The 20,429-nt window shown below is 70.6% G+C and carries 17 protein-coding genes, 3 pseudogenes and 1 riboswitch; of the genes and pseudogenes, 7 read left to right on the forward strand and 13 right to left on the reverse strand.

All coding sequences use genetic code 11. The features are described 5' to 3' along the window. The first annotated feature begins 74 nt into the window (after positions 1-74). A riboswitch (M-box (ykoK) riboswitch) is annotated at positions 75-250 on the forward strand. A 312-nt stretch (positions 251-562) separates the two neighbouring features. Continuing rightward, positions 563-2,203 carry an NRAMP family divalent metal transporter gene (locus tag ACX25U_RS05080; protein WP_454389336.1) on the forward strand — a complete coding sequence of 547 codons (1,641 nt, stop codon included), beginning with the start codon at positions 563-565 and terminating at the stop codon, positions 2,201-2,203. Between the two features lie 176 nt (positions 2,204-2,379). Here ACX25U_RS05080 and ACX25U_RS05085 read toward each other — a convergent pair whose 3' ends face one another. The 4 genes from ACX25U_RS05085 to ACX25U_RS05100 all read right to left on the reverse strand — a co-directional run bounded on the left by ACX25U_RS05085 (position 2,380) and on the right by ACX25U_RS05100 (position 5,186). Beyond that, complete coding sequence (locus ACX25U_RS05085; RefSeq protein ID WP_454389337.1) at positions 2,380-2,952, reverse strand: hypothetical protein; 573 nt, start codon at positions 2,950-2,952, stop codon at positions 2,380-2,382. Continuing rightward, positions 2,949-3,377 carry an ATP-binding protein gene (locus ACX25U_RS05090; protein WP_454389338.1) on the reverse strand — a complete coding sequence of 143 codons (429 nt, stop codon included), beginning with the start codon at positions 3,375-3,377 and terminating at the stop codon, positions 2,949-2,951. The genes ACX25U_RS05085 and ACX25U_RS05090 overlap by 4 nt, the downstream gene beginning before the upstream one ends. A 392-nt stretch (positions 3,378-3,769) precedes the next feature. Then, positions 3,770-4,558 (reverse strand): anti-sigma factor family protein, encoded by a 789-nt coding sequence (locus ACX25U_RS05095; RefSeq protein ID WP_454389339.1) that lies wholly within the window; start codon positions 4,556-4,558, stop codon positions 3,770-3,772. A 25-nt stretch (positions 4,559-4,583) separates the two neighbouring features. Then, positions 4,584-5,186, reverse strand: coding sequence for a sigma-70 family RNA polymerase sigma factor (locus tag ACX25U_RS05100; protein WP_454389340.1), 603 nt, complete (start codon positions 5,184-5,186; stop codon positions 4,584-4,586). Between the two features lie 622 nt (positions 5,187-5,808). Between ACX25U_RS05100 and ACX25U_RS05105 the strand changes: the two genes are divergently transcribed. Genes ACX25U_RS05105 through ACX25U_RS05115 form a run of 3 tightly spaced genes read left to right on the forward strand, consistent with a single transcriptional unit; the run spans position 5,809 to position 7,888 of the window. Beyond that, positions 5,809-6,105, forward strand: coding sequence for a plastocyanin/azurin family copper-binding protein (locus tag ACX25U_RS05105; RefSeq protein ID WP_454389341.1), 297 nt, complete (start codon positions 5,809-5,811; stop codon positions 6,103-6,105). Beyond that, positions 6,102-7,100, forward strand: coding sequence for a metallophosphoesterase family protein (locus ACX25U_RS05110; RefSeq protein WP_454389342.1), 999 nt, complete (start codon positions 6,102-6,104; stop codon positions 7,098-7,100). Before ACX25U_RS05105 ends, ACX25U_RS05110 begins: the two co-directional genes overlap by 4 nt. Next, a complete protein-coding gene (locus ACX25U_RS05115) occupies positions 7,097-7,888 on the forward strand; it encodes a hypothetical protein (protein WP_454389343.1) in 792 nt (263 codons plus the stop codon). The genes ACX25U_RS05110 and ACX25U_RS05115 overlap by 4 nt, the downstream gene beginning before the upstream one ends. Positions 7,889-8,086: 198 nt before the next feature. Here ACX25U_RS05115 and ACX25U_RS05120 read toward each other — a convergent pair. Then, positions 8,087-8,515: pseudogene (locus tag ACX25U_RS05120) on the reverse strand (ATP-binding protein). A gap of 198 nt (positions 8,516-8,713) precedes the next feature. On the opposite strand from ACX25U_RS05120, the pseudogene ACX25U_RS05125 reads away from it, so the two are divergent. The 3 genes and pseudogenes from ACX25U_RS05125 to ACX25U_RS05135 all read left to right on the forward strand — a co-directional run. Continuing rightward, positions 8,714-9,336 (forward strand): annotated as a pseudogene (locus ACX25U_RS05125) (helix-turn-helix domain-containing protein); the annotation flags it as partial. Between the two features lie 256 nt (positions 9,337-9,592). Next, positions 9,593-10,123 (forward strand): transglycosylase SLT domain-containing protein, encoded by a 531-nt coding sequence (locus ACX25U_RS05130; RefSeq protein WP_454389344.1) that lies wholly within the window; start codon positions 9,593-9,595, stop codon positions 10,121-10,123. Between the two features lie 63 nt (positions 10,124-10,186). Continuing rightward, positions 10,187-10,429, forward strand: a pseudogene (locus ACX25U_RS05135) (ABC transporter ATP-binding protein); the annotation flags it as partial. Here ACX25U_RS05135 and ACX25U_RS05140 read toward each other — a convergent pair. The 8 genes from ACX25U_RS05140 to ACX25U_RS05175 form a co-directional block, all read right to left on the reverse strand. Continuing rightward, entirely contained in the window at positions 10,398-12,581 is a 2,184-nt protein-coding gene (locus tag ACX25U_RS05140) for a discoidin domain-containing protein (protein ID WP_454389345.1), read from the reverse strand. The pseudogene ACX25U_RS05135 and the gene ACX25U_RS05140 sit on opposite strands and share 32 nt — an antisense overlap. Before the next feature lie 67 nt (positions 12,582-12,648). Next, the gene (locus ACX25U_RS05145) at positions 12,649-14,247 is read right to left on the reverse strand and encodes a glycoside hydrolase family 13 protein (protein WP_454389346.1); all 1,599 of its coding nucleotides are present in this window, start codon (positions 14,245-14,247) and stop codon (positions 12,649-12,651) included. Positions 14,248-14,292: 45 nt separating this feature from the next. Further along, the gene (locus ACX25U_RS05150) at positions 14,293-15,171 is read right to left on the reverse strand and encodes a carbohydrate ABC transporter permease (RefSeq protein WP_454389347.1); all 879 of its coding nucleotides are present in this window, start codon (positions 15,169-15,171) and stop codon (positions 14,293-14,295) included. Further along, the gene (locus ACX25U_RS05155) at positions 15,168-16,130 is read right to left on the reverse strand and encodes a carbohydrate ABC transporter permease (protein ID WP_454389348.1); all 963 of its coding nucleotides are present in this window, start codon (positions 16,128-16,130) and stop codon (positions 15,168-15,170) included. The genes ACX25U_RS05150 and ACX25U_RS05155 overlap by 4 nt, the downstream gene beginning before the upstream one ends. 6 nt (positions 16,131-16,136) lie before the next feature. Continuing rightward, entirely contained in the window at positions 16,137-17,486 is a 1,350-nt protein-coding gene (locus tag ACX25U_RS05160; RefSeq protein ID WP_454389349.1) for an ABC transporter substrate-binding protein, read from the reverse strand. Between the two features lie 127 nt (positions 17,487-17,613). Further along, positions 17,614-18,612, reverse strand: a complete 999-nt coding sequence (locus ACX25U_RS05165; protein ID WP_454389350.1) for a LacI family DNA-binding transcriptional regulator — start codon at positions 18,610-18,612, stop codon at positions 17,614-17,616. A gap of 63 nt (positions 18,613-18,675) precedes the next feature. Beyond that, positions 18,676-19,491 carry an ABC transporter permease gene (locus ACX25U_RS05170; protein ID WP_454389351.1) on the reverse strand — a complete coding sequence of 272 codons (816 nt, stop codon included), beginning with the start codon at positions 19,489-19,491 and terminating at the stop codon, positions 18,676-18,678. Positions 19,492-19,529: 38 nt separating this feature from the next. Then, a complete protein-coding gene (locus ACX25U_RS05175) occupies positions 19,530-20,429 on the reverse strand; it encodes an ABC transporter permease (protein WP_454389352.1) in 900 nt (299 codons plus the stop codon).

A 20,429-nucleotide genomic window follows, 5' to 3' on the forward strand; every position in this document is an offset into this window, starting at 1 on the left:
AAAGCCTCGTCAAGACTGGGCAACGGAGCGCCGCCGCGCCCCGGCCGGACGTACACTTGCACAGGTTCTTGAATGAGGCACCTCGTTCGGTGAGGCGTCTTCACGGACACAGGCCACTGACCCCACGACGTCGAGAGACGCCCAGGGTCAGGACACCTCTCCCCGGCCTAAGGGGTGAGGCCAAGTGGCTTCCCGCGGGTGGCGGGAGTACGCCGTGGAGTGCCAAAGCTCTGACGAGTTGGGGTGGGCCGGGCCGCGTCGTGGCGGACGGCTGCTCCTTGCCGTGTCGTTGACGACGCTCCCGTGTGCGGGCGTTGCCGGCCGGGAGGAGGCGAGAGACATGGACTGCAGTAGTCCGGGCCGAAGTCGGCCCCTGACCAGCCTGTCCTCGCATTCCTCCGGCATGCGGTGACCACCTCCCCCGCCCGGACGCCGCGCGCTCCCACCGCTCGAGCGGCGAGCGGCTCTGCGCTGCTCTCGCGTGCCTCGCGGCGCACAGGAGGGATGGCTGCCGTGTGCTCCCCGACCCTCCCCGGCACCCGGGGGGACTGGGAGGCAACACATGGCCACCGAGACCACGCCTGTCACCGCCGCGGCGCCCCGCCCGGCGGTACTGGACGAGGCGCACCTCGGCGACATCCACGGCGCCCTGGGCACCATCCGGCTGGACGACCACGGCGCACGCCGGGGTCTGTCCGCCAAGGTCAAGACGCTGCTGGCCATCGTCGGACCGGGCCTGATCGTGATGGTCGGCGACAACGACGCCGGCGCGTTCGCCACCTACGGCCAGGCCGGGCAGAACTACGGCACCCACCTGCTGTGGACCCTGCTCCTGCTGGTGCCGGTCCTCTACGTCAACCAGGAGATGGTGCTGCGGCTCGGCGCCGTCACCGGAGTGGGACACGCCCGGCTGATCCTGGAGCGGTTCGGGAGGTTCTGGGGCGCCTTCAGCGTGATCGACCTGTTCCTGCTGAACGCGCTCACGCTGGTGACCGAGTTCATCGGCATCACCCTCGCGGCCGGCTACCTGGGGCTGCCCAGGGCCGCCGCCGTGATCCTGGCGGCCGCCGTCATCGTCGCGTCGGCGTTCACCGGGTCCTTCCGCCGCTTCGAACGGGTGGCGATGACCTTGTGCGCGGCCTCGCTGCTGCTGGTCCCGGTCTACTTCATGATCCACCCGCGCACCTCGCAGATGGCCCGGGACTTCCTCGTGCCGAACCTGCCGGGCGGCAGCGGGCAGCTGTCCACCGTGATGCTGCTGGTCATCGCCGTCGTCGGCACCACCGTGGCCCCCTGGCAGCTGTTCTTCCAGCAGTCCTACGTCATCGACAAGCGGATCACGCCCCGCTTCATGCGCTACGAGAAGGCCGACCTGTGGATCGGCATCGTGATCGTGGTGATCGGGGCCGCCGCGATGATGGGCTTCACCGCCGCGGCGTTCGCCGGCACCGACGGCTTCGGCCGCTTCACCGACACCGCGGGCATCGCCGGCGGACTGGAGCACCAGGCCGGCCGGGTGGCGGGCGTCCTGTTCGCGATCGCCCTGCTGGACGCCTCGGTCATCGGCGCCTTCGCGGTCTCCCTGTCCACGGCGTACGCCATCGGCGACGTCCTCGGACTGAAGCACTCCCTGCACCGGAGGGTCGGCGGCGCCAAGGGCTTCTACGCCGTCTACGCCGGGCTGGTGGCCGCCGCCGCGGCAATCGTCCTGATCCCCGGCTCCCCGCTGGGCCTGCTCACCGAGGGCGTGCAGACCCTCGCCGGGGTGCTGCTGCCCTCCGCCTCGGTCTTCCTGCTCCTGCTGTGCAACGACCGCCAGGTGCTCGGCCCGTGGGTGAACGGCCCGAAGACCAACGCCTTCACGGCCGTGGTGGTCGGCGTCCTGGTGGTCCTGTCGGTGATCCTCACCGCGGCGGTCCTGTTCCCGGACCTCTCCTCGGCCGCGATCCTGTGGACCCTGGCCGCCTGCGCGGTGACGGGCCTCGCCGTCGCCGGCTACTCCTTCGCCAGGCGCCGCACCACCCCGACGCCGCCGCTCGACCGCACCGACGCCCGGTCCTGGCGGATGCCCCCGCTACGCACTCTCCCCAGGCCGGCCATGTCCACCAGCCGCAAGATCGGCATGACCGCCCTGCGCGGCTATCTCCTGATCGCCACGGTCCTGGTCGTCATGAAGATCGCCGAGGTGGCACTCGGCCACTGACCGCGCCAACGGCTCCCGTGCGGGGGCGACTTCGCGGGGCGCTTCCGTGTGAGGCGAAAGCCGTACCGCGGCTCTCCACGGCCCGTCCCGACGTCGCCACCACGAGGGACAGGGGCCGACCCCTGTGCCTCACCTGACCGCCCGGTGCCCTTGTCCCTGGCGGGTCGGGGGTCGGTTCAGGTGCCGTGCCGCCCTGCGGACGCCCAGGCGGCGTATTCCTGGCGGACGTAGAGGCGGTGGCTGGAGCCGAGCGTGATCGCGTCGGGTCGGTGCGGCCCGGCCACCATCTCGGGATGGCGGCGGTCGTACAGCAGGAGTTGTTCGGCGGTCTGCGCGGCGGCGCCGACCGGGCCGGGGGCGGGGTTTTCCAGGGCCATACGGTCCATGAGGGCGGCCCGACGCAGCAGCCAGGCGCGTTCGGCGACCGCGGCGTCGACCGGCGGGCCGGCGACGTTCCTGGCCCGGCGGCCGTCGCGCTCGGCCCCGAGGGCGAGCACCTGGTGCATCTCGCGGCGCAGCCTGGGCGCGTTCGCGTACGCCTCGTGCGGGGACGGGGCGTCGATGTCCTCGCCGGTGTCCGGGGTGACGTCCTCCCCCGGTACGCCGGGGCCGGCGCCACAGCTTGTGCACAGCACCGTGTCGTGGTCGGGGTCGGGGTCGCCGTGGTCGTGGACCGGTAGCCGCCGCACTGCTGTGGTGCCGGGCCTGGCAAGTGGCCGCAGCTCGCACGGAAATTCGGGGCCGGTCATGCCGAGCACCTCAGGCAGGCACGGACTTCGCGGCCACTGTGCGTCTGGTGGACCTCGGTCGACTGTGCGAGGTACTGGACGATGCCGGTGCCGCGGCCGTGCTCGTCCGGGGCGATGTCGGGGCGAGGGCGCTCCACGGCCGTTCCGGAGTCACTGACCACGATGTGCAGAGTGCCGTTGTCGAGGACGAGCAGCAGGGTCATGCGCTCGCGGCCGTACTGGGCGGCGTTGGCGGCGAGTTCGTCGACGATGAGAACGGCGGAGTCCCGCTCGCTCTCGGGAACACTCCAGGTCTCCAGCAGATCGGCCGCGAAGTGACGAGCGGCGGAGACGTGCGCCTCCTGCGCGGGCAGGGTGAGCAGCGCCTCGTGGCGGCAGCGCTGGGGGGGCAGTGAGCTCGGGCGGGGGGAATCGGTTGCAAACATGGTCTTCTGGCTCTTCTGTGGATGTGCGGAGACCGGAACGTGGGGGACCGCCAACGGCTTCGAAGGGCAGTCGGTATGCCGGGTCCTGCAGGGGAGCGCTCAGTCAGTTCCACGCACGGCGCATGCCGAACAGTTCGAGCCGTTCGCACCTTTTGCTCGACTTCTTGCGAGTCGGTTCGATGTCGGCGGAGGGCCGAGCTCGCCGCGTCGCCTCCGCGGGGGCGACGGCGTCCTGGCCTCTTCGCCGCTCTGCGGTCACGCCTGGAAAGTTGCCGTCCTGACGCGCCGGGGCAGGGGGCGCACCGGGAGGAGTCGGTGCGATGCGCCAGGAGGAGTCGGTGCGATGCGCCAGGAGCCCGCCCGACGCGGGGTCGGGCGGGCTCCCGGCGACCTCACGCCCGGATCGTGACCAGCTTCTGACCGTTTCCGGCGACGATCTCGAAGTGCTCGATGGCACCCGGCGACATGGGGACCGCCCCTGGGATCGCGGTGCCGGGAGGGTACTCGCCCGCCCGCCAGCTGGCGCCGTCCGCCCTCACCCCGCCGGGCCCGACCGCCTGCAGCCGGCAGGTGATTCCGGCGGGCGCCCCCTTGGCGGAGACCTGCAGGACACTGCCCCAGGCAGAGGGCGAGACCTTCACCGAGGCGGAGACGCCGGTGGTGGGATCGTTTCCGGAGAAGGTGCGCGAAGGAGCCGGCGCGGTCGGTCCGGGCTGCTTCGCCTCACTGCTCACGGACCCGATGGTCGCCAGCCATGTGCCGCCGGCCGCCCCCGCGATGAGCATCAGGGAGGCGGCGGCGCCCGCCAGTTGCAGCCGCCACGTCCTGCGGCGCCGGGCCGCGGCCTGCCGCAGCAGCCTCTCCAGCACACCCGCCTCGCGCGCCTGGGGCACCGCGGCCACGGCGGGCCGCGCGGGCGGAGAGCCCTGCGCACTCTCGGCCGCCCGCGCCACCAGCCGGTCGGCCAGGTCCCCGTCGGCCGCCGGCACCGTCTGGCCTGCGGCTTCGGCCGCGGTCACCGTCGCCAGCAGCGCGGGCAGTCCCGCCAGCTGCGCATGTTCTGCCCGGCACTCGGCGCATCCCGCGAGGTGGTCGCGCACCTGTTCCATCTCCGCCGGGGGCAGCGTGCCCAGGACGTATCCTCCCAGCGCCAGCCGGAGGTCGTCGTGCTCCGTGCTCATGGCCGCCACCTCCTCCATGCCACGGTCATGGCTCGATGCCCCGCTCCCGAAGCGCCAGCCGCAGGGCGTGCAGGGCGTAGTACGTCCGCGACTTCACGGTGCCCAGCGGGACGCCCAGCACCCGTGCGGCCTCCGCCATGGTCCGGCCCCGGTAGTAGGTCTCCAGCAGGACCGCGCGGTGGTCCGGGGACAGCGTCCGGACGGCGTCGGCCACCGCCCAGCTCTGCAGTGCCTGCTCGATCTCGTCCTCGCCCGGCGCCTGCTCGGCGGCCCGCTCCAGCGCCTCGCCGCCGGCCTCGGCCGGCCTGGCCCGCCGGGCCCGGTGGGCGTCGATGACCAGGTGCCGGGCGACCGTGCACAGCCATGCCCGGGCCGGGCCCCGTGCGGGGTCGAACGCGGCGGGATGCTGCCACGCCCGCAGCAACGTCTCCTGCACGACATCCTCCGCCCATTGCCGGTCTCCTGAGGTCAGCCGAAGCACGTAGTGGAACAGGGGTCCTGCGTGCTCGGCATACAGGGTGCGCAGCAGTTCCTCGTCTGTGACCGAAAGGGTCCCTTTCCCAGAGACACGGTGCGCGGAGCGATCCGGATCGGTCCTTGGACCACGTTTTCGGGAGCTCCAGGACATAAGAGGATCATCGCTCACATTTGCCGCTTTGTCTCGTGACGCTCTGCGCGGACACAGTGACGTCCTGCAGGCAATACGGGCGTCACCCGCCCGCAAGGCGTCACGACGCCACGGGACCGTGCACGCGGAGCACCGGAGAGCCTGCCGATCCGCGGCACCCCAAAGACCCCAAAGAAATGTCACAAAAAGTGCGCATCGACCGAACCGCGCGACCCTCGCCATCCGTGGAGTCGGGCAAGAGCTGATATGTACGGCATTCCTCTTTCATTTCCCCAAACAGGCATCACCAGCCCACGGCGCATCACTCCTGGGCCGCTGCCGGGGAACTGCCGTATGTCGCCTGCACCTTCGAGGAACGAACACCATGCACCTGAACCTTCGTACACCAGGCCGGCGATCACGCGCTGCTGCCGGACTTGCCGTCGCCACCGTCGCCACCGCCGGCGCGTTGGGGCTCCTGAGCGCATGCGGCCAGTCGTCGCATTCCTCGGCCGCCGGCGCCGGCGCCATCACACCTGGACGGGGTCAGCATCAGACGGCCGGAATGCCCGGTGCCTCCGGACCGGGAAGCGCGGCGGGCTCCGCTCCCGGCGCCTCGCCCATGCCCAGCATGAGCATGCCCATGAGCCCCCCGAGCAGGGGTGCGTCGACCGCTCCGGTGGCCGGGGACGCGGTGGCGATCAAGAACTTCGCGTTCTCCCCGACCACGCTGAAGGTCAAAGTGGGCACGACGGTGACCTGGACCAATCAGGACACCGACGCCCACACCGTCACCAGCGCCGGAGCGGGCGGTCCGTTGCACTCGGCCGCCCTGACCACCCATGCCACCTACAGCCACAAGTTCACCAAGCCCGGCACCTACGCCTACCTCTGCACCATCCACCCGTTCATGACCGCCACCGTGGAGGTGACCCGATGACCGAGTACCACGACAGCGGCGCCCCGCAGCCGGCGGGCGACGCCGAACAGCCCGCCGGGCCGAACGGCATGACCCGACGCCAACTCCTGCGGCACGCAGGGTGGTTCGGCGGGGCCGTGGTGCTGACCATGGCCAGTGGAGAGGTGATCAGCCACATCGCCGACTCCCGGAGCACCGCTGCCGCCGCGTCGGCAGGCGGCACGACGGCAAGCGGCGCACTGCGCTTCGTGCAGGTCTCCGACAGCCACATCGGCTTCCAGGGCCCGGCGAACACGGACGTGGCCGGCTCCTTCACCGAAGCGATCCACCAGGTCAACTCGCTCGGGTTCCGGCCCGACTTCGTCATGCACAGCGGCGACCTCACCCACCTGTCCACGGCGTCACAGTTCGACCAGGTCAGGCAGATGATGACCGGTATGCAGACCGATCGCGTCTTCACCGTGCCCGGCGAGCACGACTCCATCGGCGACGCCGGCCGTGCCTACCGACAGACCTTCGGCAAGGGCACGCTCGGCGACGGCTGGTACAGCTTCGACACCCACGGCGTGCACTTCGTCGCCCTGGTCAACACCCTGAGCCTGGAGAAGCTCGGCCACCTCGGCAACGAACAGATCGACTTCGTCCGCAGGGACCTCGCGGGACTGTCGTCGGACACCCCGGTCGTGGTCTTCAGCCACATCCCGCTGTTCGCCATGTACCCGAAGTGGGGCTGGAGCACCGACGACGCCCTCAAGGTCATCGCGCTCCTGCGCCGCTTCTCCTCGGTCACCTGTCTCAACGGGCACGTCCACCAGCTGTTCACGAAGACGGAGGGCAACATCACCTTCCACTCCGCCACCACCACGGCCTACCCGCTGCCGAAGCCGGGCCGGGCCCCCGCCCCCACCCCCCAGGTCGTCCCCGCCCGGCAGCTCAAGGACGCCCTCGGCATTCGCACCGTCGGCTACCGGCAGGGCGACCGGGAGCTGGCGATCAAGGATGAGAGGCTGGCATGAGCACCGGAAGGCTCCTCTCCCCGGCCCTGCGCTGGGCGATCGCCGCCACGCTCGCCGCGAGCGGATACATCCACGCCCAGCTCTACGTCGACGAGTACCGCTTCATCCACATCGTCGGCCCCCTGTTCCTGCTCCAGGCGAGCGTCTCCTTCGCGGTCGCCGCCCTGCTGCTGGTCGGGATGCCGCCGCCGTTGAGGATCGCTGCCGCCGGTGTGGCCCTGGGCGCCCTCGGCGGCTTCGCGGCCTCACGCACCGTAGGCGTCTTCGGATTCACCGAACACGGTCTGCAGCCCGCCCCACAGGCCCTGCTCAGTCTCCTGGCCGAAACCGGCACGCTGCTGCTCCTCGCCACCTGGCAGGCAACCGTGCCCGGACGACACCGCGCTGCCCGACCTCCCGTCAAGGGCGCCCGTCCGGGACCGCCCCACCACCCGCACACCACCCGCGTGAACCACCGCGAAGCCGCCCGGGACGCCGGCGTCATGGTCGTCCCCGGTACCAAGGAGTATCCCCCCGTGCCACCGCAACCGCGCCCGGCAACCACCGGGCCGAGCCCGCACCTACGTGAACTGAGGGACACCGTGCGTGCCCTGCTCGGTCTGGACGACGACACCGCTGTCATCATCCGCCAGTTCACGTACACCGAACCCGGCCGTCCATCGCTGGAAACCGTCGTCGCCGTGCTGTCCATGGACGGCGAGGCCCACCGCTGGACACTCCACCGCCCCGCCGACCAGATCACCGAACACGACCTACGGGCCGCCCTGCTCCACGACCGGCCGAACTGACCGGAACCGCGCTGCCGCCCGGCGGTGTGCGGCCGGTCGGCGTGGGTGGCAGCACGGGAAGCTCCAGCAGCGGCCGACAGGCCCCAACGCCGTGCCCGGCTTCGCGGACCCCGCGCAGATGAACCACTTCACGTGGTACGAGACGCACGAGTGGACGAAGCCGTACCCCGGCATCACCGCCGGCCAGGGGCCACGCCGTCACCCGGACGGCAGGTCCGGCTCGGCCCGGACCGTCTTCCCGGGCAGAGCCACGCCCGGGGACACGCGGTCCAGCACCTCCCACCGGTCGGCGAGCGCGTCGACGAGGAACAGGCCCCGGCCCGCCTCGCCGAGGGGGGACGGTGCCGGTGCCAGGTCGGCGGTCCCGGCGGCCGGCGTTCGCCGCGGGTGTCGGACACCTCCATGCGCAGCAGGACGTCCGGGGTGTGCGTCAGGCGCAGTTCGAAGTCGCGGCCCGGTACGCGGCCGTGGGTCACGGCGTTGGCCGCCGGCTCGCCGACGATCGTGGCGGCGGCGTCGGAGAGTGGGGTGCCGTGCGGGATGCCCCAGGTGTGCAGCTGGACGAGGGCGAGGTGCCGGGCGAGGCGGGCGCCGAGCGGAGGTGGAACTGAAACGCTGGGAGAACATACTTACGGTAACCGGCCGTTGGGGCGCGGAAGGTGCGGTCGTGGGCTCAACCTGGCGGCCTGAAGCTCCTTTTGACCAGGCAGGCACCGCGTACGCCGCAACAGCGTACGCGGTCACGAACTGGACGGCACATGTGACGATCCGTAACCGTGGTCGTGCTCGATGTGTGCGGCGGGGCATGCGCGCGGCAGGTTGCCGATGGTGGCGGACGGCACGGTGGGGACGGGTACGGGCGGCGAGCCCGAGTGCTCGGACAGTCTGCGGACGTTCGGGGCGGTCGTCCAGGCGTTGCGGGAGCACTCCGGACTGAGCCGGGCGGATCTGGGCGAGCGGGTCCGCTCCTCCCAACACACTTTGGCATCCGTGGAGTTGGGGCGCCGTATGCCGGACCCGGCCTTCGTGGAGCGGCGGAGGTGGCCCTGGGCAACACGGGTGCACCGCGGAAGGCCGCGGGCCATTTGGCTCGGCAGCCGGGGCCGGCGGCGTGGTTCCGGCAGTGGGCGCGACTGGAGAAATCCGCCGTCACCTACTGGACGTACGAGTGCCGCGTCATCCCTGGGTTCCTGCAGACGGAGGCCTACGCCCGAGCGATCACCGCGAGTGTCCCGCCGGTCGGGGAGGCGGAGCAGGTGGATCACCAAGTGGCCGCGCGCCCGGAGCGGCAGCTGTTCCTGGATCGCAGGCCGCCCATCGCGTTCGGCTTCGTCATCGAGCAGGCGCTCACCGAGCGTGCTACGGGTGGCGACGACGTCACGCGCGAGCTGATCGACCACCTGATCGTTCAGCCGAACCGTTTCAATGTCGAGTTGCAGATGCGGCCCCGGCGGGGCCGGTTCCTGTGATGCCACCCATAGGAGCCAGATCACGTCCTATCGCAGGCCGTAGAAGCCAGGCCGCCCTGAACAGCACAGAAAAGCCCCATAGCGCCACATTCCGGACATCTCTCCGTAGTCGGATAGTACGTCACACCTTTGCGCACCGCCCCGCCCGCCGCTAACCATGGATGTCGTTGCCCCCCGCCACCGCGACCGACAGCGGCCGGCCCCCGACGACACCCCACCGGAGAGTTCCTTCCGCATGACCGCGACCACCCGCACCAGCCGCTTCGCCCGCCTGCGCACCCTCACCCTGACCGGCATCGCCACCACCGGCGCCGCAGCCGCCGCGCTCACCCTGATGCCCACCCCCGCACAGGCCGCCGAAGCGACCCAGGTGACCACCGCCTCCTCCGCGGTCACGGCCTCCCCCCACGACAGCCGCACCGCCTACCAGGGCAAGACCAGCCACGCCAACAACCTCGACGGCTGGATCAAGCAGTCCCTGAAGGTCATGAAGGCCAAGGGCATCCCCGGCAGCTACGAGGGCCTGCACCGCAACATCATGCGCGAGTCCGGCGGCAACCCCCACGCCCAGAACAACTGGGACGTCAACGCCAAGAAGGGCACCCCCTCCAAGGGCCTCCTCCAGGTCATCGACCCCACCTTCAAGGCCTACCACGTCTCCGGCACCGCCCACAGCGCCACCGACCCGGTGGCCAACATCACCGCAGCGGCCAACTACGCCGCCCACCGCTACGGCTCCATCGACAACGTCAACTCCGCCTACTGACCCGGCACACCCCCCGCACGACAGGGCCGGTGCCGGCAGCAACAACCGCTGCCGACACCGGCCCTCTCCGTCACCCACGACATCGACGAGGCCGTCCACCTCGGCCGGCGGGTGATCGTCCTGTCCGCCTCCCCCACCGTCGTGCAGGAGCAGCTCGAGGTCGACCTGCCGGACGAACGGGACCAGGTGCACACGCGGGTGGCCCCGCGCTTCGCCGAGCTGCGGACCCATGTGTACGAGCAGATCCAGGCGGCGAAGCGCGGGGCACCGGCGGTCACGGAGTCCGATACGCCTCCACTTCGCTGAACTGGCCGGCGGGCCAGCCGGTGTTGGAACTCACCGTCAGCCGCAGCCAGCGCAGGCTGGTGCCGCCGGGCAGGGACACGGTGGCCGTGTTGCCGGTCGCCGGGTCGAAGCGGTAGCCCTGGGAGCCGGCCACGGCCGAGTACGTCGAACCGTCGGTGCTGCCCAGCACGGTGATGGTCTGGGTGCGCGCGCCCCAGGCCGGCGACGGCGGCAGCTTCAGCACCAGCCGGCGCACGTCCTGCTTGGAGCCCAGGTCGACCGTCCAGGACTGCGGGAAGGCGTTGTTCGTGGACTCCCAATAGGTGTTCGCGTCGCCGTCGACCGCCTTGCCGGGTGTGTAGACGTCCTGGGAGCCGGTGGCGGTGGCCGGGCGGCCCCCCGCGAGGTTGCGGTTCGGGTCGGGGTCGGGGTTGCCCTGGCCGGGCTGCGGCCAGGCCGAGCAGTCCGGCCAGGTGCTGTTCCAGCCGGAGTTGCCGCCGCCGTCGGTGAGTGTGAAGCTGCCGGAGCCGGAGGGGTAGGGGCAGTTGTAGACGCCCGCCGCGCCCACGCCGGTGGCGGTGACGCCGCGGAAGGCGGCCGCGCCCTGCGCCTCGGCCTGGACGACGACCGTACCGGTGTTCTTCACGGTCGCGCCGTCCACGGTGACGCCCTTGACCGGGTACCCATGACCGCCGCCCGACACGAACTCGAAGGCGCTGTACGGGCTGTCGGCGATCGTGGTGTTGGTGATGTCGACGGTGGCGTTGACGGCGCTGTCGTAGGAGTCCACGCGCAGCGCGCCCATCGGGTGGTTCCAGTTGGGGTTCATCGCGCCGGTGCGCACCAGGGTGTTGCCGTCCACCGTGATCGTGCCGGCCAGCGGGAAGAACGGGTCCAGGAACTTCTGGTTGGAGATCGCGATGCCGCTGCCGAGGGCGTTGGTGTCGGAGATCAGGTTGTTCCTCACCGTGATGTCCGTGCCGCCGTAGATCGCGATGCCGTTGGCCAGGTTGGGCTGCGAGACGGTGTTGTTCTCGAAGCCGCTGTTCGTGTCCGGGCTGTACAGCGACCACATGGCGAGCGAGTCGTCGCCCTGGTTGCGCAGGAAGTTGTTGCGGACCTTCACGCCCTTGGCGTTGCCGTTGAGGTTGAGGCCGTCGGCGGTGGTGTCGAGGATGCGGTTGTCCTCGACGACGAGGTTGTCGTTGTTGCCGGTCAGCCACAGGCCGACCTTCAGGTGCTGGATCCACATGCCGGAGACGGAGGAGTTCGGCCCCAGCGAGCCGTTGACGAAGTTGTCGGGACTGGAGTCGACGCGCTCGGTGACCTCGCCGACGACCGCGAAGTCCTTGATGCGGACGCCCCCGGAGGAGTTCGTCTGGTCGATGAAGCGGGAGGTGTGCACGACCGAGTACCAGCTTCCGGCGCCCTGGAGGGTGACGTTCTGGACGCCGCTCAGCGAGGACGTCAGCTTGTAGTCGCCCGGCGGGATCCACACCACTCCGCCCCGCGCGGCGGCGACGGCGTCCCGGAAGGCCTGGGTGGAGTCGCCCTGTCCGCCGGGGTCGGCGCCCTTGGAGGTGACGGAGACCGATCCGGCGGGCTGGGTGGCGGCCTGCGGTACCTGTTCGAAGTCGGCCACGTCGACGGTGACCTGGACGTTCGCGGCCTCGACGGCGACCTTGTCGCCCGGCTGGAGGTTCTGGCCGAGCAACAGCCTGGTGTTGTCGTAGAAGTGGTGGGTCTTGGCGCCCGCGATCCAGTTGGTGTCGACGTAGGAGTACTTGGAGGTGACCGGGAGCGTCTTCGACAGCCTGGTGCCGTTGACGTACACGTTCAGCGTGCCGGACTGGCCGTCGGGGACGCTGTAGGAGACGTTCACGGCGTTGGCGGCGCGCGGCACGGTGAACTCCACGCGCCGGCCCGGGTCCAGCCGGACGGCCTGGCGTCCGGAGGCCTCGGAGGCGAGGGTGCCCTGGGCGTGGTCGGGCCCGATCCTGGTGCCGTCGGTGGCGGCGGACTCGGCTTCGACCGAGGTGAAGGGGAGGGTGGCGCCCGCCGCCGCGTGGGCGGCGGGCGCGCCGAGGGTGACGAGCGTGCCGGCCGCGAGGGCGACGGCCGCGCCGACGGCCGGCAGGCGGCGTACTGATCTGGCCTTGCTGTTGCCGTGCATGTGCTGATCCCTTCGTGTGGGGGTGTGGGATAGCGCGGTGCGGTTCGGCGGTCCCGGCTGCGCGGGCTCAGGCGTGCAGCCAGGCCGCCGTGTCCTGCGGGAGGCGGCCCCGTTCGTCCAACGGGCTGCTGCTCAGCAGGAGTCGGGTGTGCTCGGGCAGTTCGGCGGGGGTCGTGGCGAGATTGACGACGCAGGTCGCGCCTTCGGCGCGGGTGAAGGCGAGGACGCCGTCGGGGGCGGGCAGCCAGGTCAGGGGGGCGTCGCCGAAGGCCGGCCGCAGGCGGATCGCCTCGCGGTAGAGGGAGAGCATGGAGGCCGGGTCGGACAGTTGCCGGTCGACGGCGTACGTGGGCCAGTCGGCGGGCTGCGGCAGCCAGGGTTCCTCGCGGGAGCCGAAGCCGGCGTACGGCTCCTCGGCCGCCCAGGGCAGCGGGACCCGGCAGCCGTCGCGGCCGGGATCGGTGCCGCCGGAGCGGAAGTGCATCGGGTCGTCGATGCGGTCGAGGGGGATGTCGGCCTCGGGCAGGCCGAGTTCCTCGCCCTGGTAGACGTAGACCGCGCCGGGCAGGGCGAGGGACAGCAGGGCGGCGGCGCGGGCCCGACGGGCGCCGAGGGCCAGGTCGGTGGGGGTGTCGAAGGCCTTGGTGGCGAAGTCGAATCCGGTGTCGGTGCGGCCGTAGCGGGTGACGGTGCGGGTGACGTCGTGGTTGCACAGCACCCAGGTGGCGGGCGCGCCCACGGGGGCGTGCTCGGCGAGGGTGTCGTCGATGGACGTACGGAGCCGGCCGGCGTCCCACGGGCACGACAGGAAGGCGAAGTTGAAGGCGGTGTGCAGCTCGTCGGGGCGCAGGTAGCGGGCGAGGCGCTCGCTGTCGGGGAGCCAGACTTCGCCGACGAAGACGCCGCCGTACTCGTCGGCGACGCGGCGCCAGGAGCGGTAGACGTCGTGGAGTTCGTCGCGGTCGACGTACGGGTGCGGGTCGCTGCCCTCCACGAAGTCGGGCAGGCGGGGGTCCTTGGCCGGCAGGGCGGCCGAGTCGACACGGACGCCCGCGACACCCCGCTCGAACCAGAACCGCAGGATGTCCTCGTGCTCCTGGCGGACGACCGGGTGGGCCCAGTTGAGGTCGGGCTGCTCGGGGGCGAACAGGTGCAGGTACCAGGTGCCGTCGGGCAGCCGGGTCCAGGCCGGGCCACCGAACTGGGATGTCCAGTCGTTGGGCGGGAGTTCACCGTGTGTGCCGCGTCCGGGGCGGAAGTGGAACAGCTCGCGTTCGGGGCCGCCGGCGAGCGCGGCGCGGAACCAGGGGTGCTGGTCGGAGACGTGGTTGGGCACGATGTCGACGATCGTGCGGATGCCCAGCTCCCGGGCCTCGGCGATGAGTTTCTCCGCCTCGGCCAGGGTGCCGTAGGCGGGGTGGATGGCGCGGTAGTCGGTGACGTCGTAGCCGCCGTCCTTCATCGGGGAGAGGTACCAGGGGTTGAACCACAGGGCGTCCGCGCCGAGTTCGGCGAGGTACGGCAGCCGGGAGCGGACGCCCGCGAGGTCGCCGGTGCCGTCCCCGTCGCCGTCGGCGAAGCTGCGGACGTACACCTGGTAGATGACGGCGGTGCGCCACCAGTCGCTGCCGTCCCGGCCGTTTCGGGCATGGGTGGGCTGTCCCACAGTGCCTGCCTTTCTGTCTCGGTGAAAAGGGTGGGGCGGGCGGTGTCAGCCCTTGGTGCTGCCCGCGCTGATCCCGGCGATGATGTGCCGCTGGAAGACGAGGAAGAGCGCGACCATCGGGATGCTGGCGATCACCATGGCGGCGATGAGCACGGTCAGTTGGATGTTCTGCGACAGCTGGACCAGGGCCACGCTGATCGGCTGCTTGTCGGTGTCGGAGAAGACCATCAGTGGCCACAGGAAGTCCTGCCAGACGGCGACCAGCGCGAAGATCGACACCACGCCGAGCACGGGCCGCGACATGGGCAGCACGATCGACGTGAGGATGCGCAGCTTCCCGGCGCCGTCGATCTCGGCGGCCTCCAGCACGTCCCGCGGTATCCGGTCGAAGAACCGCTTGAGCAGGTAGAGGTTGAAGGCGTTGGCGACGGCCGGCAGCCAGATGGCGAGGGGGTCGTTGAGCAGGCTGGTGTGGATCAGCGGCAGGTCGGCGACGGTCAGGTACTTCGGTACGACCAGAGCCTGTGCCGGGACCATCAGGGTGGCGAGGATGCCGCCGAGGACCACCTTGCCGAAGGCGGGCCCCAGTTTGGACAGGGCGTAGGCGGCTGCCGTGCAGAACACCAGCTGGCAGGCCCAGGCGCCGGCGGCCTGGACGACCGTGTTCCACAGGTGCTGCGGGAGTTGCATGAGGTCCCAGGCGTCGGTGTAGGCGCTGAGGTGCCAGTTCTCCGGGACGAGCGTGGGCGGGGTCCGGGCCACCTCGTCGGGTGACTTCGTCGCGCCGGTCACCATCCAGTAGACGGGGAAGAGGAAGGCGAGCGTGAAGAGGAGGACGACCACGGTGAAGACGGTCCAGTAGACGGCCTTTCCACGCGGGCGGGCCAGGGCGGCCGGGGAGACGAGGGTACGGGTGCCGGTCATGCGTCCTCCTCGCCGGAGCCGGAGCGGGTCAGCCGCAGATAGCCGGCGGAGAAGAGCCCGAGCAGTACGAGCAGCATGACGCTGAGCGCGCAGGCGCCGCCGAAGTCGTTGTAGAGGAAGGCGTACTTGTAGATGAGGTAGAGCACGGTGACCGTGGCGTTCTCCGGGCCGCCTCCGGTGATGACGAAGGGCTCGGTGAACACCTGCATGGTGGCGATGATCTGGAGGAGCATCAGCATCAGGATCACGAACCGGGTCTGCGGAACGGTCACGTGCCGGACGCGCTGCAGGAGGCCCGCGCCGTCGAGTTCGGCGGCCTCGTACAGCTCGCCGGGGATGGACTGCAGGGCGGCCAGGTAGATCAGGACGGTGCCGCCCATGTTGGCCCAGGTGGCGACGAGGACGAGGGAGACGAGGGCGGTGTCGGCGCCGTTGGTCCAGTTCGACGTGGGCAGGTGCAGGGCGCGCAGGGCCTCGTTGGCGAGGCCGGCTCCGGGGTCGTAGAACCACTTCCACAGCAGGGCGCTGACCACGGGCGGGATCATCACGGGCAGGTAGACGGCCACTCGGAAGAAGGCTTTGGCGTGGCGGAGTTCGTTGAGGACGAGGGCCAGGACGAACGGGACGGCGAAGCCGATGAGCAGGGCGAGCAGGGTGAAGGTGAGCGTGTTGCGCCAGGCGGCGCCGAACTCGGGGTCGTGCAGGACGCGGGTGAAGTTGGCGGTGCCGACCCATTCGGGCGCCTGGCCGGGTGTGTACTTCTGGAAGGCGATCACGACGGCGCGGATCGCCGGGTACCAGGAGAACAGGGCGAAGCAGACCAGGCCGCCCAGGAGGAAGCCGTAGGCGCGGGCCTGTTCGGCGAGGCGGCGCCGCCCCCGGCCCCCTGACGGGGGCGGCGCCTGCACCGGGTGGGTGGCGATCGCCTGGGCGGGTCGCCGCTCGGCCGTCTTCGTCATCGCCGGTCAGCCCCTGGCCAGGATGCCGTCGATCTTTCCGGAGGCGTCCTTGAGGAGCTGGTCGATGTCGGCGTCCTTCTTGGTGAGGACGGCGGAGACGACTCCGTCGAGGACGGAGTAGATCTGCTGGGCGTGGGGCGGCTCGATCTTCATTCGCAGGGTCTGGTTGCCGTCGAGGAAGGACTGGTAGTTCTCCACAGGGACGTTGGCGTTGGCCTTCTTGACCTGCTGGTCCTTGGCGTCGGCGGCGCCGGTGAACAACCGGGGCTCGGGCAGGCCGACGGGGGCGTCGTTCGTCTTGGCGCGGGCGTAGTCGCCGAGGAAGCCCTTGCCGGGGGTGAGGAACATGTGGTCGAGCCATGCGAGGCCGGCGCGGATCTGGGCGGGGGTGTCCTTCTCGTTGAACATGTAGCCGTCGCCGCCGACGAGGGTGCCCTTGCCGCCGGGCATGGGAGCGAGAGCGAGATCCTTGAAGTCGCCGCCCTTCTCCTTGACCAGGATCGGGATGTTGTCGGGGGCGGCGAGGTACATGCCGAGCTTGCCCGAACCCATCATCTGCTGCACGTCGTTGATGACCAGGAGCTGTTTGCTGCCCATGGAGCCGTCGGTCCAGCGCATGTCGTGCAGGTTCTGCAGGACGGCACGCCCCTCGGGGGTGTCGACGGTGGCCTTCCTGCCGTCGGCGCCGACGACGTCGCCGCCCTGGGAGTAGAGCTCGGCGGTGAAGTGCCAACCGCCCTGGTTCTGGGCGCTGTAGTCGGCGTAGCCGACGGTGCCGTTGCCCAGCGCGGAGATCTTCTTGGCGGCGGTGCGGACCTCCGCCCAGGTCGTGGGCGGCTTGTCGGGGTCGAGTCCTGCCTTCCGGAAGAGCTTCTTGTTGTAGATCAGGCCCATCGAGTAGCCGGTGCGCGGGATGCCGTAGATCCTGCCGTCGACGGTGTAGATGTCGCGCAGTTGCTTCTGGATGGTGTCGTAGCTCTTCAACTCCTTGACGTAGGAGGTGATGTCGGCCGCCTGGCCGGTGTCGACGACGTGCCCCGCGTCGGTGAAGTAGGTGTAGAAGACATCCTCCATCTGGCCGCCGGCGAGCTTGGCGTCGAACGTCTTGGGGTCCTGGCAGGGGAACGCGTCGTGCGCGACGACGTCGATGTCCGGGTTCCGCTTCTCGAAGGCGGCGACGTCCTCCTCGAAGAACTTCCGGTCGACCTTGGCGCTCTTGGGCGGCTGGCAGTTGACCGTGATACGGGTCCTGCCGCTCGCGGAGTTGTCGTCGTTCGACCCGCAGGACGTCAGGACGAAGGAGAGTGAGCAGACGCCGATCGCGGCGACGGCATGGCGGAACCCGGTGCTTCTCATCGGCGGACCCCTCTGGACAGGGACAGGAGCGGTGGGCGCCGCACACTCAAGCACCGACAACGACACTACGCAAGATGCCGCGTAGAAAGTGAAATTATTTGACAGTGAACTGGATCTTCAGGACACCTCACGGACGGGGGGCTTGAGCGGTCGATCCCCGCACCACCAGCTCCGGCTCGAACAGCAGCTCGTCGGCCGGTACGGAGCTCCCGCCGATCCGGGCGCTGAGCAGCTCCACCGCGGCCTTGCCCATCGACTCGATGGGCTGCCGCACGGTGGTCAGCGGCGGTTCGGTGCAGTTCATCAGCGCGGAGTCGTCGTAGCCCACGACCGAGATCTGTGACGGAACGCCGAGTCCTCGGCGGCGGGCGGCCCGTACGACCCCGAGCGCGAGCGGGTCGCTGGCGCAGATGAACCCGGTGACTCCCCGGTCGATGAGTTTGGCGCCGGCCGCGTGGCCGCCCTCGATGGAGAAGATGGCGCGCGCGACGGACTCCTCCGGCAGCCGGCCGGCGATCGCATGCGCCGCGGCCAGCTTGCGCGCGGAGGGCACGTGGTCGCCCGGTCCGAGGACCAGCCCGATCCGCTCGTGCCCCAGGGAGGCCAGGTGCCGCCAGGCCTGCTCCACCGCGACGGCGTCGTCGCAGGACACGCTCGGGAAACCGAGCTGCTCTATGCCCGCGTTGACCAGCACCACCGGGATGTTGCGGTCGGCGAGCAGCCGGTAGTGGTCGTGCGGGGCGTCCGCCTGCGCGTACAGCCCGCCGGCGAAGACGACCCCGGAGACCTGCTGCTGCAGCAGGAGCTCCACGTAGTCCGCCTCCGACACCCCGCCCTTGGTCTGCGTGCACAGCACGGGCGTGAGGCCGAGCTGGGCCAGGGCCCCGCCGATGACCTCCGCGAAGGCCGGGAAGATCGGGTTCTGCAGCTCGGGCAGCACCAGACCGACCAGCCGGGCGCGTTCGCCGCGCAGCTGCGTGGGCCGCTCGTAGCCGAGGACGTCCAGCGCGGACAGCACCGCCTGCCGAGTGGTCTCGGAGACGCCGGGCTTGCCGTTGAGCACCCGACTGACCGTGGCCTCGCTGACCCCGACCTTCTTCGCCACTTCCGCAAGTCGTCGCGTCATACGTGCAAGAATAGCGCAACTTATGCAAGTGACTTGCGTAAGGGTGCCCGGGGTCGGGAGCGGCTACACCCTGCTTCCGGTCGCCGTGTCGGACGACAGCCGCTGGGCGACGTAGATCGGGACGATGGAGAGCAGCACCAGCACGGCCGCCACGACGTTGACCACCGGGGCCTGCTGCGGCCGGGTCATGTTGTTGAAGATCCAGATGGGCAGGGTCTCGACGCCGGGCCCGGCGGTGAAGGTGGTGACCACGATCTCGTCGAAGGACAGGGCGAAGGCGAGCAGCCCGCCCGCGAACAGCGCCGAGCGCACCAGCGGGAAGGTGACGTCGGCGAAGGCGCGGAAGGTGTTCGCGCCCAGGTCCATCGCCGCTTCCTCGTAGGAGCCGGAGGTGCGGCGCAGCCTGGCCACGACGTTGTTGAAGACGACGACGATGCAGAAGGTGGCGTGCCCGACGACCACGGTGAACAGGCCGAGGCCGACACCGAGCGGCTGGAGCACCGTGGAGAAGGCGGAGTTCAGGGCGATGCCGGTGACGATGCCGGGCAGCGCGATCGGCAGGACGACCACGAAGGAGAGGGTGTCGCGGCCGAAGAAGCGGTGCCGGGCCACCGCGAAGGCGATGAGCGTGCCGAGGACCAGGGCGATCGCGGTGGCGCCGAGGCCCGCCTTGACCGAGACCCAGACGGCGCTGCGCGCCCCCGAGTTGCCCCACGCCACCGACCACCAGTGCAGGGTCAGGCCGGGCGGCGGCCAGCTCGCGCTGCGGTCCGGGTTGAGGGAGTTGACGAGGACCAGCAGGAGCGGGACGTAGATCACCGCGAAGCCGAAGCCGGCGGCGACGCGCAGCGCGATACGCGCGCCACGGGAGAGCTGCATGACGTGGGACACCCCCCTGGGAAGACGGTCGAAGGCGGTCAGATGCTGCTGAGGGCGCCGGTGCGGCGCATCGCCAGCAGGTAGAGCACGATGACGACGACGGGGACCGTGCCGAGCGCGGCGGCCATGGGCAGGTTGAGTTCGATGTTGGAGTAGACGAGGTTGCCGATCAGCTGGGTCTTGCCGCCGACGATCTGCACGGTGATGTAGTCGCCGAGACTGAGCGAGAAGGTGAAGATCGACCCGGCGGCGACCGACGGCAGCACCATGGGCAGCACGACCGACCGGAAGGTGCGACCGGGACGCGCGCCCAGGTCGGCGGACGCGTCGAGCAGGTTGGCGGGCAACTGCTCCAGCGCGGTGTGGATGGGCAGGATCATGTACGGCAGCCAGAGGTAGGTCAGGGTGAGGAGGACGGCCGGCAGCCCGAACCCGGGGCCGCTCAGCCCGAACGGCTTCAGCATCCAGTCGGCGAGCCCGCCCTGGGACAGGATCAGCCGCCAGGCGTACACCTTGACCAGGTAACTCGCCCACAGCGGGGTGAGGATGGCGACCACGAGCAGCGGTCGCCACCGGGGCCGGGCCACGCGCGCGGTGAAGAAGGCGAGCGGGAAGGCGATCACCGCGCACAGGACGGTGACCGCCAGGGCCACGCCGATGCTGCGGAGGATCACCTGGCGGAAGACGGGGGTCGTCAGCAGGGCGTGGAAGTTGTCGGCCGACCAGACCTTGACGACCTCGGACGTGAAGGAGTTCGTCGTCCAGAAGGCGGAGAGGAACAGCACGGTCAGCGAGCCGAGGTAGAGCACGGCCAGCCACAGCAGCGGTGCGGTCAGCAGCAGGGAGAGCCGCAGCCGGGGGCGGCGGTGCAGCATCCCGGCCAGCCGCCGGACGGTGCCCCTGGAGCTCCGCCCGGCGGCCTGCGCGGTGACGGTCAT

Source organism: Streptomyces sp. JNUCC 63, from assembly GCF_054366325.1.

Excerpts from the sequence above, each read along its gene's own strand:
- ACX25U_RS05080 (WP_454389336.1), top strand. The coding sequence starts at position 563 with ATGGCCACCGAGACCACGCCTGTCACCGCCGCGGCGCCCCGCCCGGCG.
- ACX25U_RS05085 (WP_454389337.1), bottom strand. The coding sequence starts at position 2,952 with ATGACCGGCCCCGAATTTCCGTGCGAGCTGCGGCCACTTGCCAGGCCC.
- ACX25U_RS05100 (WP_454389340.1), bottom strand. The coding sequence starts at position 5,186 with ATGTCCTGGAGCTCCCGAAAACGTGGTCCAAGGACCGATCCGGATCGC.
- ACX25U_RS05095 (WP_454389339.1), bottom strand. The coding sequence starts at position 4,558 with ATGAGCACGGAGCACGACGACCTCCGGCTGGCGCTGGGAGGATACGTC.
- ACX25U_RS05155 (WP_454389348.1), bottom strand. The coding sequence starts at position 16,130 with ATGACGAAGACGGCCGAGCGGCGACCCGCCCAGGCGATCGCCACCCAC.
- ACX25U_RS05115 (WP_454389343.1), top strand. The coding sequence starts at position 7,097 with ATGAGCACCGGAAGGCTCCTCTCCCCGGCCCTGCGCTGGGCGATCGCC.
- ACX25U_RS05175 (WP_454389352.1), bottom strand. The coding sequence starts at position 20,429 with ATGACCGTCACCGCGCAGGCCGCCGGGCGGAGCTCCAGGGGCACCGTC.
- ACX25U_RS05165 (WP_454389350.1), bottom strand. The coding sequence starts at position 18,612 with ATGACGCGACGACTTGCGGAAGTGGCGAAGAAGGTCGGGGTCAGCGAG.
- ACX25U_RS05130 (WP_454389344.1), top strand. The coding sequence starts at position 9,593 with ATGACCGCGACCACCCGCACCAGCCGCTTCGCCCGCCTGCGCACCCTC.
- ACX25U_RS05090 (WP_454389338.1), bottom strand. The coding sequence starts at position 3,377 with ATGTTTGCAACCGATTCCCCCCGCCCGAGCTCACTGCCCCCCCAGCGC.
- ACX25U_RS05110 (WP_454389342.1), top strand. The coding sequence starts at position 6,102 with ATGACCGAGTACCACGACAGCGGCGCCCCGCAGCCGGCGGGCGACGCC.
- ACX25U_RS05105 (WP_454389341.1), top strand. The coding sequence starts at position 5,809 with ATGAGCCCCCCGAGCAGGGGTGCGTCGACCGCTCCGGTGGCCGGGGAC.
- ACX25U_RS05170 (WP_454389351.1), bottom strand. The coding sequence starts at position 19,491 with ATGCAGCTCTCCCGTGGCGCGCGTATCGCGCTGCGCGTCGCCGCCGGC.
- ACX25U_RS05160 (WP_454389349.1), bottom strand. The coding sequence starts at position 17,486 with ATGAGAAGCACCGGGTTCCGCCATGCCGTCGCCGCGATCGGCGTCTGC.
- ACX25U_RS05150 (WP_454389347.1), bottom strand. The coding sequence starts at position 15,171 with ATGACCGGCACCCGTACCCTCGTCTCCCCGGCCGCCCTGGCCCGCCCG.
- ACX25U_RS05140 (WP_454389345.1), bottom strand. The coding sequence starts at position 12,581 with ATGCACGGCAACAGCAAGGCCAGATCAGTACGCCGCCTGCCGGCCGTC.